The 16,686-nt window shown below is 64.9% G+C and carries 12 protein-coding genes and 3 pseudogenes; 12 read left to right on the top strand and 3 right to left on the bottom strand.

Translation table 11 applies throughout. The annotated features are described in order from the left end of the window. A partial coding sequence (locus ABZW96_RS36225; RefSeq protein WP_355081256.1) for an SAM-dependent methyltransferase occupies positions 1 to 677 on the bottom strand: 677 nt, incomplete at its 3' end. Positions 678 to 779: 102 nt separating this feature from the next. Beyond that, positions 780 to 1,496, bottom strand: a complete 717-nt coding sequence (locus tag ABZW96_RS36230; RefSeq protein ID WP_355081258.1) for a histidine phosphatase family protein — start codon at positions 1,494 to 1,496, stop codon at positions 780 to 782. A gap of 123 nt (positions 1,497 to 1,619) precedes the next feature. Here ABZW96_RS36230 and ABZW96_RS36235 point away from each other — a divergent pair, with 123 nt between their 5' ends. The 3 genes from ABZW96_RS36235 to ABZW96_RS36245 are packed head-to-tail and all read left to right on the top strand — an operon-like array spanning position 1,620 to position 3,344. Then, positions 1,620 to 2,003, top strand: coding sequence for a hypothetical protein (locus ABZW96_RS36235; RefSeq protein ID WP_355081260.1), 384 nt, complete (start codon positions 1,620 to 1,622; stop codon positions 2,001 to 2,003). Beyond that, complete coding sequence (locus ABZW96_RS36240; RefSeq protein ID WP_355081262.1) at positions 1,981 to 2,511, top strand: DUF6879 family protein; 531 nt, start codon at positions 1,981 to 1,983, stop codon at positions 2,509 to 2,511. The genes ABZW96_RS36235 and ABZW96_RS36240 overlap by 23 nt, the downstream gene beginning before the upstream one ends. Then, the gene (locus ABZW96_RS36245) at positions 2,508 to 3,344 is read left to right on the top strand and encodes a helix-turn-helix transcriptional regulator (protein WP_355081263.1); all 837 of its coding nucleotides are present in this window, start codon (positions 2,508 to 2,510) and stop codon (positions 3,342 to 3,344) included. The genes ABZW96_RS36240 and ABZW96_RS36245 overlap by 4 nt, the downstream gene beginning before the upstream one ends. A gap of 79 nt (positions 3,345 to 3,423) precedes the next feature. Here the strand turns inward: ABZW96_RS36245 and ABZW96_RS36250 are convergent, their stop codons facing one another. Then, a complete protein-coding gene (locus ABZW96_RS36250) occupies positions 3,424 to 4,077 on the bottom strand; it encodes an HD domain-containing protein (RefSeq protein ID WP_355081264.1) in 654 nt (217 codons plus the stop codon). A 723-nt stretch (positions 4,078 to 4,800) separates the two neighbouring features. On the opposite strand from ABZW96_RS36250, the pseudogene ABZW96_RS36255 reads away from it, so the two are divergent. The 9 genes and pseudogenes from ABZW96_RS36255 to ABZW96_RS36295 all read left to right on the top strand — a co-directional run. Beyond that, a pseudogene (locus ABZW96_RS36255) lies at positions 4,801 to 5,082 on the top strand (phage integrase N-terminal SAM-like domain-containing protein); the annotation flags it as partial. Positions 5,083 to 5,180: 98 nt separating this feature from the next. After that, positions 5,181 to 5,327, top strand: a complete 147-nt coding sequence (locus ABZW96_RS36260; RefSeq protein ID WP_355081273.1) for a hypothetical protein — start codon at positions 5,181 to 5,183, stop codon at positions 5,325 to 5,327. Positions 5,328 to 5,348: 21 nt separating this feature from the next. Next, a pseudogene (locus tag ABZW96_RS36265) lies at positions 5,349 to 5,783 on the top strand (tyrosine-type recombinase/integrase); the annotation flags it as partial. Positions 5,784 to 6,261: 478 nt separating this feature from the next. After that, positions 6,262 to 7,020, top strand: coding sequence for a sigma-70 family RNA polymerase sigma factor (locus ABZW96_RS36270; RefSeq protein WP_355081265.1), 759 nt, complete (start codon positions 6,262 to 6,264; stop codon positions 7,018 to 7,020). Positions 7,021 to 7,024: 4 nt separating this feature from the next. Next, entirely contained in the window at positions 7,025 to 7,693 is a 669-nt protein-coding gene (locus tag ABZW96_RS36275; protein ID WP_355081266.1) for a hypothetical protein, read from the top strand. Between the two features lie 676 nt (positions 7,694 to 8,369). Continuing rightward, positions 8,370 to 8,624, top strand: a pseudogene (locus ABZW96_RS36280) (hypothetical protein); the annotation flags it as partial. 1,858 nt (positions 8,625 to 10,482) lie between these two features. Further along, positions 10,483 to 13,074, top strand: a complete 2,592-nt coding sequence (locus tag ABZW96_RS36285) for a DEAD/DEAH box helicase family protein (protein WP_355081268.1) — start codon at positions 10,483 to 10,485, stop codon at positions 13,072 to 13,074. Positions 13,075 to 13,717: 643 nt separating this feature from the next. Beyond that, positions 13,718 to 14,056 (top strand): hypothetical protein, encoded by a 339-nt coding sequence (locus ABZW96_RS36290; protein WP_355081270.1) that lies wholly within the window; start codon positions 13,718 to 13,720, stop codon positions 14,054 to 14,056. A gap of 1,573 nt (positions 14,057 to 15,629) precedes the next feature. After that, positions 15,630 to 16,686 (top strand): hypothetical protein (locus tag ABZW96_RS36295; protein WP_355081272.1); only part of this gene is annotated, 1,057 nt, incomplete at its 3' end.

Below are 16,686 nucleotides of genomic sequence, written 5' to 3' on the forward strand. Positions count from 1 at the left end.
GAGCCCAGGCCCATTTCGGTGAAACGCCGTTGCAGCTCGATGGCCATCTCGTGCGCCTCGCCGCCGTCGGCGGGATCGTAGAAATGCGTGATCGCGACGTAGGAGCCGGCGGGCAGCGCATCGATGTACTGACGCATGATCCCCGCCGGATCGAGATCGTCGTCGACGTGATGCAGGATGCCGCACAGGATCAGCGCCAGCGGTCGGGTGAGGTCGAGGTGCTGGGTCACCTCGGAGTTCGCCAGCAGAGTTTCCGGCGCGGTCAGATCCGCAGGCACGAACCGTGTGTGCTCGTTGCGCTCAAGTAGTACGCGGCCGTGGATATTGCACACCGGATCGTTGTCGACGTAGACCACGCGCGCCGCGGGGTTCTGCTGTTGCGCGATCTCGTGTGTGTTGCCGACGGTCGGCAGACCCGCCCCGACATCCAGCAGCTGACCGATGCCGGCGGTACCGACTAGATAACGCACCACCCGGTGCAGCCAGCGGCGATTCATCCAGGCGACATCGCTCTGCCGCGGCGCGACCTCGGCGACTTTGTCGCGTACGTAGCGGTCGACTTCGTAGTTGTCCTTGCCACCGAGGGTGGCGTCGTAGACGCGGGCGATGCTCGCGCGCGTCGTGTCCACACCCACGGGAGCGCGGACGCCGGTCTGAGGAGACGGATCAATCGACACAAGTACTCCAATGGTCCTGCGTTGCAGCCGCACTATCCAGTGCCGCAACGTCTTCGGATGAGCTAATGGCGCGTCGGAGCACAGGTCTCCATTGGCTGCGGGTCACGCTCGAACAGGCGGGCAGCTACTGGTGAGCTGACGGCCTCGCGGGGTTCCGAGTGAATTCGGCAGATGTGCTACGTCATTGTGACGCAGTAGTTTTCCTCTCCACTTCTTTGCCGCTGGATCGCCGTCTTCTTCGAGCGTCAGCTGCCACTCAGTGATGCCGGTGTTTCCGCTGCGTCGGGATTGCGCCGCGTCGGGTGAGTCGCCGCGGTCGAGCTGGAAGGTGGCCCCGATTGTGTCCTGGTCGCACACGACGACAGTCGACCGTCCGCCTTGGCGAGCGATGATGTTGTTGAGTTCACGTCCCACCCTCGCGGTCAGCTGCGCCCACGACTCCGCGCCCTCAGCAAATGGCATGTCGGGCATCAGCTCCGAGGGCGACTCGAAGCCTGCATAGATCTCATCTATGAGCGCTCCGTCGGCCGTTCCGTAGTTGCGGCAGCTCAGACTCGCCAACACGGGTGGATGGCCCAGGAACGCGGCCATGGTGTTCGCGGTGTCTTCAGCTCGGGCTACGTCAATGTGGTGAATCACCTGTGGTTGCAGATGCTGCGCGGCGAGCCGTTGACCGAGTAACCGCGCGTGCTGCTGACCTGCCCTGTCCAGACCGCGGCATCGCCTCGGGCCCATGAATTCGTTGCGGGCATCGCTTGGTGCATGTCCGTGGCAGATGAGGAGCAACCGTACGTCTGCGTGTGTGTTGCCGCTGTTCACCGCGTCTCACATCCTTTCGCATGCCGCTGATCCCGGGCATGTCGACGGTATGGCTCGCTGGCATCCGGCCACTACAAATGTGCGCAAATGTGCGCAATCGGTTGACGCATAGAAGCTTCAACTGTGACTCTGGAGATGCAATCGCACACTTCCACAACAAACAGAAGGGCTGTCCAGCACATGAAAGTACGGTTCATCGGCGGTGAGTCAGGCGGCGACGGGTCGCCGCGCCTGTATGCCAGCGACCGGGACACCTACCTTGTCCAAGGGTGGAAGACCGACGACGACAGTCGAATCGAGATTCCCCACCGGCTACTCGCCTTCAGTCCGGCCGGAACCTGCTTGACGGGCCTCGAAGACTCCGGACATGGAACGTTCTATCTGTCTGGCAAACCCGTCATCGACTCGGAAGCGCTGGCACAGATGAAGATTCCCGACCACGAGACCGCCGTGGAGGTGGCGATCGGCCAGGAGGTGCGCCCGGATGCAGCTACTGCTCGGGGCTGAACGATTTCGCGCGGTGCTCGGCTCGGCGAAGCACCGCGCGTTCCACCTGGAGACACGAGACGACTACCTGTCCGAGAACGAGGAACCTTCGTTGGCTGCGTTCCGGGAAGACGAAACAATCGACCCAGGCGGGGAGTGGTTCGCCGGATGGCAGCGACAGGTCGAAGCGGCAGTCGAGCGCGGCGTGGTGATGCAGCGAGCGCGCATTGTCTCCGAACCGCATACCCTCTACACCCGATACCTGCTGGCGCTGACCCGTCACAACGTTGCGGCTGGCGAGGACGTCCGCTACCTGGCCCGGCATCTGGCCGAGACTACTGACTCCTCCGCGGATGACTTTTGGCTGTTCGATGACAATTTGGTCGCCTACAGCCTGTTCGACGAACGGGGATACTGGGTCGGTGCCGCCTCCACAGACGACCCCGTCATCGTTGCCTACGCTGCAGAGGTGAGGGACCGGGTCTGGTCGGCGTCCACACCCTACGTCGAGTACCTGACTCGCCGGTGACAGGCGCCGCCCAGAGCAAGCAGGTACTCGGGACGCGCCTGCGTGAACTTCGCAAATCTGCACGGCTCAGCGGACGCGAACTCGGCAACGCCGCAGGCTGGCACTGGTCGAAGGTCTCGCGCATCGAGACCGGCAAGCAATCACCGAGCGAGGCGGACCTCGAGGACTGGTGCCGTATCTGCGGGGCTGAACTCGTGCTACCGGACCTGATTGCGTCACTGCGCAATGCCCGAGCCCAGTGGGCGGAGTGGAAGCGTGTGGCCGCAGGCGGCCACGCGCATCGACAGCGCCGCGGCGTCAAACTCGACACGGACGCGCATGCAGTCCGGATCTATTCCTCGGTGATCGTGTCAGGACTACTGCAGACCGAGTCGTATGCACGTGCGGTCCTGTCGACGTGCATCGGATTTCTTGGCACCTACGATGACCTCGAAGAAGCGGTCAACGCACGGATGACGCGAGGAAGTGCCCTTCGCACCGGCCGAACGAAATTTTCGGTGCTGCTCCACGAACCTGTGCTTTACACGTGCGTCGGTGACGAAGAAGTCCGAAAGGCGCAACTGCAGCATCTGCTCGATACGGGATTCGGCAACCCGCGCCTCGTGCTGGGCATCGTCCCAATGAGATTCCAATTCGTATACACCACAACTAGTTTTGCGCTCTACGATGCGCGACTCGCGCTCGTCGAGACGCTCAGTGCGGAACTCTCGATCACAACGCCCTCAGAGCTGCTGTACTACGAGAAGGCCTGGGAAGGCCTTCGCAGACAGGCGGCTTACGGCGACGAGGCTCGAGCGATGATCATCCAAGCCGGACGAGCGACCGAGCCGTAGCTTCAACGTGACGATCTGAGGCACCAATTTGTCGCCTTACGACGAGTCGCAAGGTGGGCACTGGAATCATCCCAGCGGTTCACTCGGAGAAAGGTGACGAGTCGACCATGAGGTCGAACCCGAATCTGCGCAGAAGAGCGGTTCGCCCGTCGGGGACGGCTTCGGCTTCCCGTGCCACGGCCGCGGTCACGAGGCGCTTGAAGTCCAAGCGTGGATGGTGGGAGATGATCTCGGCGACCCACTGCGGGTCGAGTTCTTGTATGCGGTTGCCGAAGAGATCGACCCCTGCGCCGGCGGCGAGTGCTCCAGCGAGGTCGGAAAGGTCGGAGTCGGCGCCGAGGGTCATGTGGTCGGCGATGCCGTCTCGGATGAGGGCGACCCGATCGGCGGGCACGTCCAGTTCGCCGAGCAGGTGGGCGGCGTGCTCTGCGCCGCGGACTGCGAAACAGCGGTTCGGCTGGGGGTTCTCCAGTTCGATGTCGTGCAGCATGGCCGCGGTGTAGAACAGTTCGTCATCCAGTTGGGCGCCGTGTGCGCGGGCGAGTGTTTTTCCGAAGGCCCAGACGCGGTAGGAGTGGTTGAGCATGCTGGCGCTCAGCACGCCATGCGCTTCTCGTCCGGCGGCCAGCGCGAAGGCTGTGTCGGGTGGCTGCAGCGCTGTGAGGTCGAGTCGGGCGGCCGCTGTTCGAGCACCGAAGAACGACGCGATGCGACCACCCAGCAAGCCGGGCATCGTAATGAGCAGAAGCCCGAGCAATTGATTCATCTGACGACGAGTCAAATTCCCTCCGCTGGTGACAGCCCAGTTCCAATCGAACCCCTGGGGCGGCGCCATGACACACCTCGACTTCCTTGAAGCAACAGTATGCGAGAATCACGCGAATCGTGGCGCAAAGTCGGCCGCGGGCCGCGATGTATCTCCACACCAGAATTGGCAGCCCCGGTCCCTTCCGTCAATAGCAGTAGCCAACCCACTTTGTACAAGCAATTGCAGACCATCACCCACACCGGGTGGCCGAATCGCTTTCGAGCTGAATGGGTATCGCCGCAGAACGCCATGAAACCGCTCGCTGTATCATCACCGATACAGCCGCGCGCCGGTTGTTCGAGCGCGTTCTTTCGTCGGGTGGTTCGCTCCCACCCCAATGCGTAACGAGCAAGACCGTATTTACTATCGGGCCGGAGCGGGCCTATGGCGACGATTTCGATGGTTTCCCTGCGGTAGCCGTTGGCTGCCAGTGGCTTTTTCGCTCATCGGCGGTGCGGTCATCTCACGGAGCGCTATTGTTTCTTAGACTTCGATCTATTGTCGATTAGTGCCCATCGCGTGGATCCGGTTGGGCACTAATCGCATTAAGTGGCGCATTGTCGGTGGTGAGTGAGATCCTCGACGGGCGGATCGTGCCGGGAGGTGAGTATGGGAAGCGCTGTCACCGCGGTGGTGCCCAGGGCGTCGATGCGGAAGTCGGCGCCGCGGTCGTTGTGGGCGCGGGAAGAGCTGGACCGGTTCGAGACGTATCTGGCAGGTCGAGACGATCTGTCGCCGCGGACCCGAGATACCTACTGCGAGCGCGTCGCGGATCTGTTGAGATGGCTGGAGACTCGAGCAGATCGTCAAGAGGCGCTTCATGATCCGGCCGTTCGGGATCGGGTCGTGTTGGCGTACCACGATCATCTGACCGGTGAGCGGCGAGTGCTGCCGTCGACGGTCAACCTCGCCCGTGCAGCAATCAACACCTTCTATCAGTGGCGCGGTGTAGGGCCGACCACGCTCGCGCGGATCAAACACCCCTCACGCACCCCGCGCACTCTCACCGCCGACGAGCAGGGTGCACTATGCGCGCCGCGGCGGCGCGCAGCCACCGTGACCACGCGATCGTCGGGCTGCTGCTCAACAACGGCCTGTCGCTGTCGGAAGTTCGCCTGTTGGATGTGGACGGGCTGCCCCTTCGCGCCGAGTCCGGTTGTCTCATGGTCCACTGACTTTCCGGGACCACGCGGACGGTTGTCCTGGCGGCGAGCACTCGACGCCTGCTGGAGCTGTGGCTGGCCGCACGGCGCGCCATGCTCGGCGCGCTGCGCCCGCGCGCATTGTTCGTTTCCGAGCGTCGGCGGCGCATCTCCTCGAGCTCGATCGACCGCATCGTGCGCACCATCGGTCGCGAAGCCGGGCTCGAACTCTCACCAGGCACCCTGCGCTACACCTTCGATACCCGCATGATGGAATCCGGCATCGAACCATGGATCGTCGCGCAGACCATGGGACTGACCCGCCCCAACCCACAGCGCCTGCACACCCTGCAACTGCCCCTCGAGCCCCGCCTCGCCAGCAAGATCGCCGAAGCAATGGCCGTACCGGACACCGTTCCGCCCGGCCGCCACCAAATTCCGGCGGACGCAGCCCGCGTGACCGACCACCAGTTGGCCTTCGACCTGTGACGCTGACCTACCGGGCCGGAAGAACGAGCAGCCCTCGCGCCGGGCCGCGCGCGTATCTGCGTCGCGTTGATCAGGAGTTGCCGATGTTGCCCACGGGCGGAGATGACTGTGTTTGGTGGCTGGCGATGCGATCGATCTCGAGCTGTTCCTGCGGACCGTAGCGGCAGCGACCGGTGATGCCGCACTCGCCGAGGATGTCGCAGGGCCCGAAGCGATGCCGCGACGCCAGCGGCGGCATCGCTCACGAGCTGAACAGATTCTTCGGCGTGTCGGCGCGACTGGCCGTGGCGGGTTCAAGAATTCATGCTCGCGCTACGAAGTAGGTGGCATGACGCTGTTGTGGGTTGGTGAGGGTCGGCTGTCGATTGCGGGCCCGCTTGCGTGGTGTTCTGCGTTCGTACCGGCGGTCCCGCGGCCCCTATCGCAGCTACCGAAGCCCCGGCGGCTGCCGGCCGCTGTCAGGGCCGCGCGTCGTTACGTGTTCGCCTCCACCGTGCTCGCTGGCGTCTGCCGCCGCACCGACGGCACGGGGCCAGGGCCGATCCTTCCCGAAGGCGTCGCACGGTTCCCGGTGTCGGAGTATTCGGGTCTGATCGGCGGGGAGTTCGGCACGATGACAGATCAGCAGCATCCGGCCGGTCCGCAACGCCGGTTCAACAACCTGTTTCGCTCTCACGCTCCTGCGGTGTTCCGGCTCGCGATCAAAGCATTCGGGGGTGATCGTGACCGGGCCAACGACATCGTGCAGGAAGTTTTCCTCGCCGTGTGGGAGCAATACGACCGCGACTTCCTCAACGCCGAAGCACCCGAGGCGGCCGCGTTGATCATGACCATCGCCAAACGCCGAGTCATCGATTCGTGGCGGCGTAGCGACGGTGTCGTGTCGGTGCCCGACTACACAGACACCGCAGTGCCGATGCTCGGGCTGTCGGTGGTGACAAAGAACCCCGCCGACCGCGTCCTCGACGACGACACCGTCAAATACGTCTGGCAGGTGCTGCGGCAGAACCTGACCGCCACGGAATACCGGGTGGCGGTGATGGCGTGGGATCTGTGGCTACCGGATGCGGAGATCGCGACAGTGATCGGCGCGAGTGTGTCGACGGTGCATTCACACAGAGCCGAGCCCGCAGAAGGATCCGGGCGATCGAGAACAGCGGGAACTACCGGATCGAGTTCGACCACGGCCGCATCCCGCGCACCCCGCGCACAGGGGCCGATAACGGAGGTGAAGTAACAGCATGACCAAGGACACCGAAAGGGACACCACCACCACGACAGTCAGCATCTACGAGGTATTCACCGAACTCGACGGCTACCTGGCATCCGACGACGACTACCACTATGACGTCGATACAGGGCTGCAACAGCTGCAACGCACCATCGGCCAGCTCACCACAGCCGAAACCGCGCAAGCCCAGCGCAAGAGCCACCTTCGCGCCGACACCGGCGCCGCGGTGGGAGACAGGGTGGCTGGCGCGTCAGCGGCGAACGCGGTGCCGCTGAGGGAGATCGTGGCCGCGCGGATGAACGATCTGATCATCGGGCCCTTGCAGATCGCCAGTGCAATCTCCCCGGAGGTCGCGATCCGCCTGGCCGACGGGATCCGTGGACAGCGGTGGGCGTTGAGCTGGCTGCCCGGACGGGTCCTGACCCGACAACAAGCCCTCAGCGGCATGGTGCTCGACGAAATCCTCACCGACCCACACGAACTCGACAGCGCCACCATGATGCTGGTCATGGCCCAACTCGCCGCCGAACTGTCGATGTCGCTGGAACAGGTTTTGCTGCGGCTGTCCTACATCAAAAAGGACGACCACTACCCCCACTACCGGTGGAGCCGATGCGCACAGCAACCCGGACACCGCGGTATCGACACCGAATTGCCGAGAATGCGTAAAGCGGAATAGATCCGCCCAGTCACGATTCTGTCTGGCCGGACGCCCACGATTTGAGACGAAGACGGTTCGATTTGGAGAAAGCCTGAGCGCGAGAGTAAGTTTGCTTCCGTCAAACTACCGAGCGATCGGTGGATAGGCGCGAATACCCCCGAACGAGCCCCGTACCGACGCACGGTCCGGGGCTCGATTGGTTGGAAACCAAAAGCGCGATCCCCAGCAACCCGTCGCTGCGGGCGTCGAGAGCAGCGAGGACTTGCACACCGCGTTCGACGACTGCGTCGCTCGCCTCGACCGGGACATGCGCCAGGCTCGGGCCGATCCAAGCTCAACACCTGCAGACTCGTCGGCAGGCGGCCGTAGACCCGGTGGGGGGCTCGCGCACTGCTGAACAGGGGCAGGCCGAGGATGAGGAACTACCGAGAACCGCCATGCCACGGCCACTGCCTCACCGCAGGTCACCAGAACCGTCCTCTCCTGCATCACCGGCTCGACCCCTGACCCGCAGACCACCACCTCGCCGCATGTCTCCTAGGACCGGATCGCGTGTGGCCGCGAGATCGGGGAGGTGAGCAGCAACCACCCCAACGAGCGAAAGTGGTCGGGCAGACTCGATGCCATAGGCACCACAGTGCGGGGACCGAACCCATGGCCTGACCCTTCTGCGGTGTTGATTCGACGCGGGGGCATGTCCAACGCCGAGCGCCTTTGTGTCGAATTCCGCAGCGCCGCACCAGCACCGTGCGCGGCACGCACACGCGGGCCGCGGTCGGTAGCGATCGCCTACCTGGGCGCCACCGCGCCCGAGTTGTTGCCGCTGCGTAGCAACGACATACTAGTCGTGAACGCCGGACGCGACGCGTTGCGTGCACACGCCACGTCTCCGGACGTGCTGCAACACTTCCTCGACCGAGGTGTACGGGGTTTAACGGCGATTACAGTCCGGAACCCCATTCGGGTCTGCAAGCCGTGGGGCGATTTGACCGCCCACGGAAGACGCCACCGAATACGCCACGGAAAATTTTCACCGTCGGCCGGGATGGCGGAAACCCGCTAGACGTGCCATCCGCGCAGGTAGATGGGTGCGCGGACGCGGCCAACACACTGGGCAGTACTGTCGGTCACCCAGGAACCACCCCCGGCCGGACGCGCTCATGTGCAGGACGTCATGACCCGAGTATCGACCTGTCCGTCGACACCCAGGAGTGACGGTGCTCCCCGCGCCCGCGGGGATGAGCCCCCGTGGTTATCAGGCAACACCGACACGGTCAACCAGGCCTCTCACTTTTTTACTCGAAACCGGGCATTTCCCAGTTCAGGGCCGGCTTTATCCTTGACAAGGCCGGTCGGAGTGGCAGGGTTTGGGGTGAGGTCGGGGTCTGAAGCGATGGAGTTCGGGCACTGGCCGGGGCATCGCAGGTTCGGCCGGGACGCCACGGCCGGCCCTGCGATGTCGTGTCATGGGATCCCGTGACACGCGTGAACCGTGGTAGCGGATATCTGGGCGGGTGCGGCCGTAGTGTGTGCGGCTGTCACGGAGGCAATCCATTCCCTGCGGTCATCGTGACAGCGCTCGGAGGGGCGTAGACACCCTGGGGTCCCGCTCACTCACTCCTTTGCGGGGTGGGGTCTCGGGGTGTCTCCCTCCGGGCGTCTCCCGATGTGATCCACGTTCTGCACGCGGCGGTGGGCAGGCCCGCCCCGAAACCTCACCCACCGAGGGCGTGCCGTCACGGAGGGGTCCCTGAACAGAAAGGAAGCCCGGTGATGTGCCTGACCACCGAGGTGGCCGGTAGTGATCGTTCCGGGGTTTTGCGTCTACCGGTATAACCTCGGCGACCGTGACGACGACTGCTGCCCGATAGTCGGCCGCGGATCTGCGGCGGTACTTGTCTGCTGGCCGGTTCGACCGCTACGCGCAGGTCGCTGGGTCCGACGCGGCGGGAGAGCGGCTGTATGAGTGGAATCAGCTGGTCGCCGGGGCCTGGCACGAGACGCTGCGATCGTTCGAGATCGTGCTGCGCAATGCCCTCGACGCCCAGCTGGCCATCTACCACCAGCGTGTCCGCAACGGCAACGGTGACTGGTACGCCGACCCCAGGATGCCGTGGGGTGCCAACACGCGACTGGCACAGTCGATCCGCAAGGCACGAAACCGGGCCATCCTGAACAGCACCATCCCCGAGGTTCACGGGAAGGTCGTCGCCGAACTGACCTTCGGATTCTGGCGCTACACGCTGGCCAACACCTACCAGAGCACGCTGTGGGCCCAGGCATACCGCCGACACCCGGGAACCCCGCGCCCACGGCCTCGTCCGGTATCGGAAACACCTTCTCCCGAAACACCTTCCACGGCACCTTCACATTCAACAGCCCTGTGCCGAGGGTGCCGCGGTCGTTGCGGAAACTGGTCCAGATGCTCGGTCCTGCGGATCTTCCTGCGGTCGGTGAGGTCAATCTGTACCTGCTCGGGGCGACGAGTACAAGCGCTCCTTGCCGAACTCACCGCGGATTCAGCACCGGCACGGAGCGCGACGGTGAGCTGGTGTCAGAACAGGCCGACCGGCAATATCCAGTCCTCGGGCAGGCCGATCTCCGGGACCACCTGGCCGTGACGCTGTTCTTGTCCGTGGGCGATCATGACCGCGGTCGCGGCTGTCAGGGTGAAAGGGACCCAAGATTCGGTCAGAGATCGCTGTCGTGCTGTCGGGTCACATGTTCGGTCCCGGTCTGCCCCCATCGTGGACGATGTGGATCATTGACCTGTGCCCACCTGGTCCGACTGCTATGACCCACATGAGTTGCGGCGACTGCTCGGCGCCGCCGAGTCCGAGATTGCGGCGCTGACCGGCCGAGTTGAGCTACTAGAGAAGCAGCTGAACTGTCACAGCGACGCAGGGTTGAGCGGTGCGAACCGCGAGCCGTCGCCGGGCAGGGCCCCCGTGCCGGTGATCGGTGCCACAGTGTTGCCTGCGGTTCATCATGATTCGACGACCCAGGACAAGATAGCGTTGTTCCGTGAGCTGTTCCGTGGCCGAGACGATGTCTACGCGCACCGGTGGGTGAGCAAGAAGGACCGCCGGGCCGGATGGAGTCCGGCCGAAGAGGATCCGTTCGCCCGGCAGAAGGGCATCCCGCGGGTGTTCCGACCACTGACCGACGATGCGGTCTACCAGCATCTCGCCAAACACCCGGCTGGCGCCCGCGATGCCCACATCGGGCTTTATCCGCTCACCAGCGATGACCGGACCAGGTTGCTGGTCTGCGATTTCGACGGCAAGAATACCGGTGCCGACTGGCGCGGCGACGCCGAAGCCTATCTGGCAGCTTGCGCGTCAGCGGGAGTTCCGGCCTATGCAGAAATCTCGCGATCCGGTGCCGGCGCGCACGTGTGGACGTTCTTCACCACGCCGGTGACAGCGGCCAAGGCACGGGCACTGGGTACCGCGCTGTTGCGCAAAGCCATCGATGGCCGCGGTCGCATGTCGCTGGCGAGCTACGACCGGCTGTTTCCCGCACAAGATTCCGCGCCGATCAACGCCAAGGGTGATCTGCGGTTCGGCAACCTCATCGCATTGCCGCTGCACGGACCCTCCCGTATGGGCGGCACCACGCTGTTCTGCGAGCCGGGCACCTGGACCGGCGCGCGAGATCAGTTCGCGCTCCTGTCCGGAATACGACGGTTGTCACCGACCGAACTCGACGCACTGGTCGCTGCGCTCGGGGCCGTGGCGGCCGGACCGGCGGCGCTGGCCGGCGAGTTGGGGCCCAAGCCGAGGCGAATTCAGCTGGGTGCCGCACCTGAGCACGTCCGCGCACGTTTGGGTGCGATGCTGGAGGTTACGACGGATGGACTGCCTGCCCCCTTGGTCGCGGCTCTGAAACACACCGCAGCGTTCCATAATCCGGAGTTCTACCGGCGCCAGGCGCAGCGATTCAGCACCTGGAACACGCCGCGGATGGTGCGTTGTTTCGACGCGTCGGATCCCGATCGGCTCGAGCTGCCGCGTGGCGTGGCCGAGGAAGCCTCCGCCCTTGTCGCGCAGGCTGGCGGTGTCCTGGACATCACCAGCGACCTGCCCACCCCCACACCGATCAGCGCTGCCTTCGCCGGAACTCTCACCGAAACGCAAACCGGCGCAGTGCAAGCCATGACCGGCCACGACAACGGGATACTCGTCGCCCCACCCGGTGCCGGGAAGACCGTTATGGCCTGCGCCCTGATTGCCCACTACCAGGTCCCGACCGTGGTGATCGTGAACCGTACAGAGCTGTTGACCCAGTGGCGCGAGCGGCTTGCGGAATTCCTCGACCTGGGCGACGGCGCGGTCGGTTCCGCAGGGTCCGGCAAGGACCGTCGGCACCGCGTTGTTGATGTGATCATGCTGCAGACCCTCGCCCATCGCGATGCACCGGCGGACCTCCTCGACGGGTACGGGCTCGCTGTGGTCGACGAGTGTCACTGTGTCGGCGCGCCAGCAGCGGCCGCAGCGATCGGCCGCGCAAGAATTCCACGCTGGATCGGGCTGTCGGCGACTCCATACCGGGCCGACCAGATGGATCCCATCATCACGATGCAATGTGGCCCGATCCGGCACGAAATCATCGACACCAGCAGCTTCGCGAAATACCACGTCGTGCACACCACGGACTTCGCTACCGGTGAGAGTGGCAGCGACGGTGCTTCTATGGCCGAGATCTACAACCAGCTGGCCCGCGACACCGCACGGACTGCGCAGATCGCCGCCGACATCGTCGACGCCGTCACCCGTGGCCGGACCGTGCTGGCGCTCACCAACCGACTTGAGCATCTCACTGCTCTCGACCACGCGCTGCGGGCCCATAAGATCAGCGCGCTGCAACTGCACGGCGGGATGCGGCGCCGCGAACGTGCCGACACGCTCGCCGCCCTGCGCGACGGCAACGACGGAAAACCGATCGTGCTGCTGGCCATCGACAAGCTGATCGGGCAGGGCTTCGACGCGCCGGCGTTGGACACCGTCTTCCTTGCGATGCCGATCGCGTTCAAAGCCCCGGTCATTCAGCAGGTCGGCCGCATCATGCGCCACACCGAAGCCCGCAAACTGCACATCGAAGCCCACGACTACCTCGACACCGCGGTGGCCACATTGCAGAAGATGCACCGCAAACGACGCCGCACCCTGCACTCCCGCGACTTCCTCACCATCACCGCCGCCGACCTGCCCGGGACCGACCTGTTCACCACCATGACCGCTCCAGCAGTCAACAGGCCCTCCAACAGCAACGGCTCTTCGACTTCGAGCACCGCCGAAATCCGTGCGTGGGCTATCGAACAAGGGCTGACCACCGCTCGGTCCGGGCAATTGTCGGCCGCGATCAAACGCGCCTGGCGCGCTCGCGGCAGTCAGTGAGAAGTTGCCGCACCGGCTGTCCCGCATCCTGACCCACCGGAAAACGAAGTCGTGCCCGAGATTCCCGAAGAGGTCCCAGCGGCGTGCGAACGCGTGATGCTGGCATACCTGACCGACGCGATAGCGACCGCATCCGATGTCGGGCATCTGGCCTCGCCGACGGCGTCGCTTCATGCCGAGTCGCTGGCATTGCAGGCCATGGAGAACCTGACGAGGCAGACCGGACACGCCGGCGACTTGGCGTTCACTGAACTGCTGGACAACGAGGTGTTCTCATCCCTCGCGCCGACGATGCGTCGGCTGCTGCGTTTCCTGCGCCCGTCTCGCCGGCAAGGAACCGACCCAGCTGCTCGACGTGGACCGGCGATTCGCCGCCCACCATCTGGCTCTGGCGTTCGTCCCACCCGCCGCGCAGACGGTCACTGCGGCCGGTGGGGAACCGGAACAACTGATTGCCCAGTTGCACAACGATCTGTCAGTCGATCCTGCGTTCCGCCGCACTTCAGTGAGATCTGTCCTACGCCGTGCCCGACCGGGACAACCGCACCACCACAGCGCAATTGGCGGGAGATGCTCACCGACACCGTCCCGATCTGCGCCGCCTACGTGCGGGAGGAGGAGGTCCTGCTGGTCGTGAACCTCGATGCCCGACCCGACATCCGGGACGTCTTCCGCCCTGATGGCCACCGATGTGCCCGCGTCCGGCGCCGACACGTACCCGCGGTGGTTCGGCGAGCCGGATATCGGGTGGGTCCGGGTGAACAGCGAGTGGTTCGAGCCGGTCCACAACAGCCTGGCTCTCGTATTCGATCCGGGAAAACACCGAAACCTGCTGCGCAGCCTGCCGGCGGGGCGTTTCTCGCAGTACCGCCTACAACTAGGTGTGCCAGTGCCGGAAGTTGTTGCGATCCGGAAGAAGGGAATGGCAATGAGCATCACCAGCACCGGTGCGGAAGATCCCGAGATCGGCCTCGAGCCCTGAACCCGACGCCGGTGTTGGCGTCATACCCGAGAGTCTCTGCACATGCGTCGAGGCGATCGCGGAGCAGGCCGGTACGGAAGCGGTGTATCTGCGATGTGTGGAGACCGGCGTGCCGATTGACCCAGTACGCCATGCTGTTCGGCACGGTGCGCGGCAGCACGTTCGACGGCGAAATACGCCCTCTGGCGTAAACCCGGCTGAGGCGGGTGCTGCAACCTTCTGCATGTCGACGGTGACCGGCGAGGTCGAGCGAAGATCCACAGTAGCGACAACAACGGCGGCACCCGGGGACCGGTTCGCGTCGATCCCGCTGCACCTCAGCTGTGACCACCTGTACTGGAACGACAACGACAACAGGATCGGTCGCACCTCCGACTGGGGAAAGCGGTGGACTTACCGATTCGACCGACTCCCTGGGCCAGTATCTACACCATCCACTCCCACTGCGAACGACAGCAACTCTGGGGCCACCCCGTATCGAAACTCGCAAGCGCGAAACCGGTAGATGCCGATCACGCGATGCAGTACGTGGCATTCGTCGACCTGGATACCCACATCAGTTCCTGGGCCGGTCAAAGCGATGAGGTGACCCTCGCCAGCAACACAGGAGCGGATACCCACGCGCCGGCCGCGACCAGCACTCCGGCACTGATCTGCACCGCGCCCGGCGAAGTTCGCGGCCGCCGAGAGCGGAGCCCCATCGGGCTCGTGGTTTGCGTTCCGGGAGCAACGACGGGGACGCCGACTGAGGTTCCGGGCTGTTGCCGGGGCTGGGATATCAACCTGGCGACCTGCACCGGTCCCACGCTTCCGGCGCCTCGGTGCCACGGAGCCGAATTCCCGTCGCCGCGCCACCGGTGATGTGACGCCGGTGGGTCGCGGTCGGCCGGATCTCTCGCGGGGTGCGCCACCAGGATCTGCGCTGGCCTCTCCGCAAATTCTCGAACGTGGCGCCCCGGGAACGCGCACGCGATACTCCAGACATCGGGATCCCTGGGGAAGGGGACGCCGGGATTAAAACCGACTGGCCGGTGTTATCGTGGGTGTGTCGTCGGGTCTCCCTTCAATCGTCCGGCGACCGGTTCGAGGGAGCACTGTGCGACTCGCCTCCCTACCCGCCCAGGACGCCTTCTCGCATGACGCCCTGGGCGGCGGCGTGTGCGGCGCGCTTGCACCGCACATGCGCTCTCCGGTATCGCAGAACTCGGTCGCCCGCTGAAGCCTCCCTCGTCGCCGTCGGTGACGGAGCCGACCGCTGGGGGGTCCCCTCGGATCACACACCCGCTTCGCCGATCACGGCTGCAACGACGACTTCGCCGGTGCACCCGGCCAGGGGTTCGGTCCGGCCCTGCACCCGCGAAGCCGCAGAGTGAGGGCCGGTGGTTGCCCCGGTTCATTCGAAAGAGGTGAATCGGTCGCGCCCGGTTGTTCCTACAGTCGACCGTGTGGCCCTTGGCTGCTCGGTCAGGTGCCACATCAGTAGACCGGGGCTTCGCTGGTATCTGTGGCGGAGTCGATCCGCGTGGCGCAATCGCTCATCTGATTGGCCTATCCGGCCAAGGAGGGTTCGACTATGACGACGTATGCACCGGTCACCATCCAGCAGGCGCAGTTCCCGATCATCGAATCGTTCACCAATGAGACCGTGACCAACCCGCACTGGCAGCTGCTGGGCAGCGCGCGGCTGCACGGCGGCAGCCTGGAACTCACCCCCAACACCAACTCTCAAGCCGGGACAGCGTTCCTCGATCAGCCGTTCTCCTCCACCCTTGGTGTCACCATCGACTTCGACTACTCCTGCGAGGGAGCAGCCTCGCTCGGCGACGGCTTCAGCGTCTACGTGATCGACGGCGCGCATACCACCCAGCCCGGCGGTATCGGCGCCGCACTCGGCTACTCCATCACGAAAACGGGGTCGGGGCAGATCGTCGCGCCGGGAGTCACCGCCGGGTTCGTCGGCGTCGGCTTCGACAACTACGGGAACTTCGCCACACCGCTGGCCGGTACCGGAGGCGGTGTGCAACGGCCCAACACTCTGGGGGTGCGCGGAGCCGGCAATCTGCGGGAAGGGTTCAGGTGGCTCACCGGCGTTGCGGTGCCGGGCGGATTCCGCGCGGATTGGGAGCGCGGCGCCCACATCCAGGTCTCCATCATCGACGGCCGGCTGACCGTTCGCCACGCCGACAAAACCAACCCGAACGGCACCCTGCTGATCAACGACTTCGATCTCGCCGGCGCCGACGGTCAGCCACCCGTGCCGCAGACCTTCAAACTGGGCTTCGCAGCCGGGACCGGCGCCGCGACCGCCTCCCACCGCATCCGCAACCTCAAGGTGACCCTGCCCGCGGAAATGCCGCTGGAGATCCACGGCCCGCGCACAGCGCAGTCCGGACATCGGATCACCTACACCATCGGCGTGCAGAACCTCGGCCCCAACGACGCCCCCGACGCCGTGCTGGACGCCACCGTCCCGACAGAGTTGACCGACTTGGAAGTCACCTGCCAGGCCGAGAACGGAGCCGTGTGCGGCACCGGTTCGGTCCGCGACGGCTTGCACATGCCGATCGACCTGCCCAAGGGCAGCAAAGCGACCATTACCCTGACCGGCACCATCGACCCGCAGTTCGAGG

The sequence above is a fragment of the Nocardia sp. NPDC004168 genome (assembly GCF_040610355.1).
Taxonomy (GTDB): domain Bacteria; phylum Actinomycetota; class Actinomycetes; order Mycobacteriales; family Mycobacteriaceae; genus Nocardia; species Nocardia sichangensis.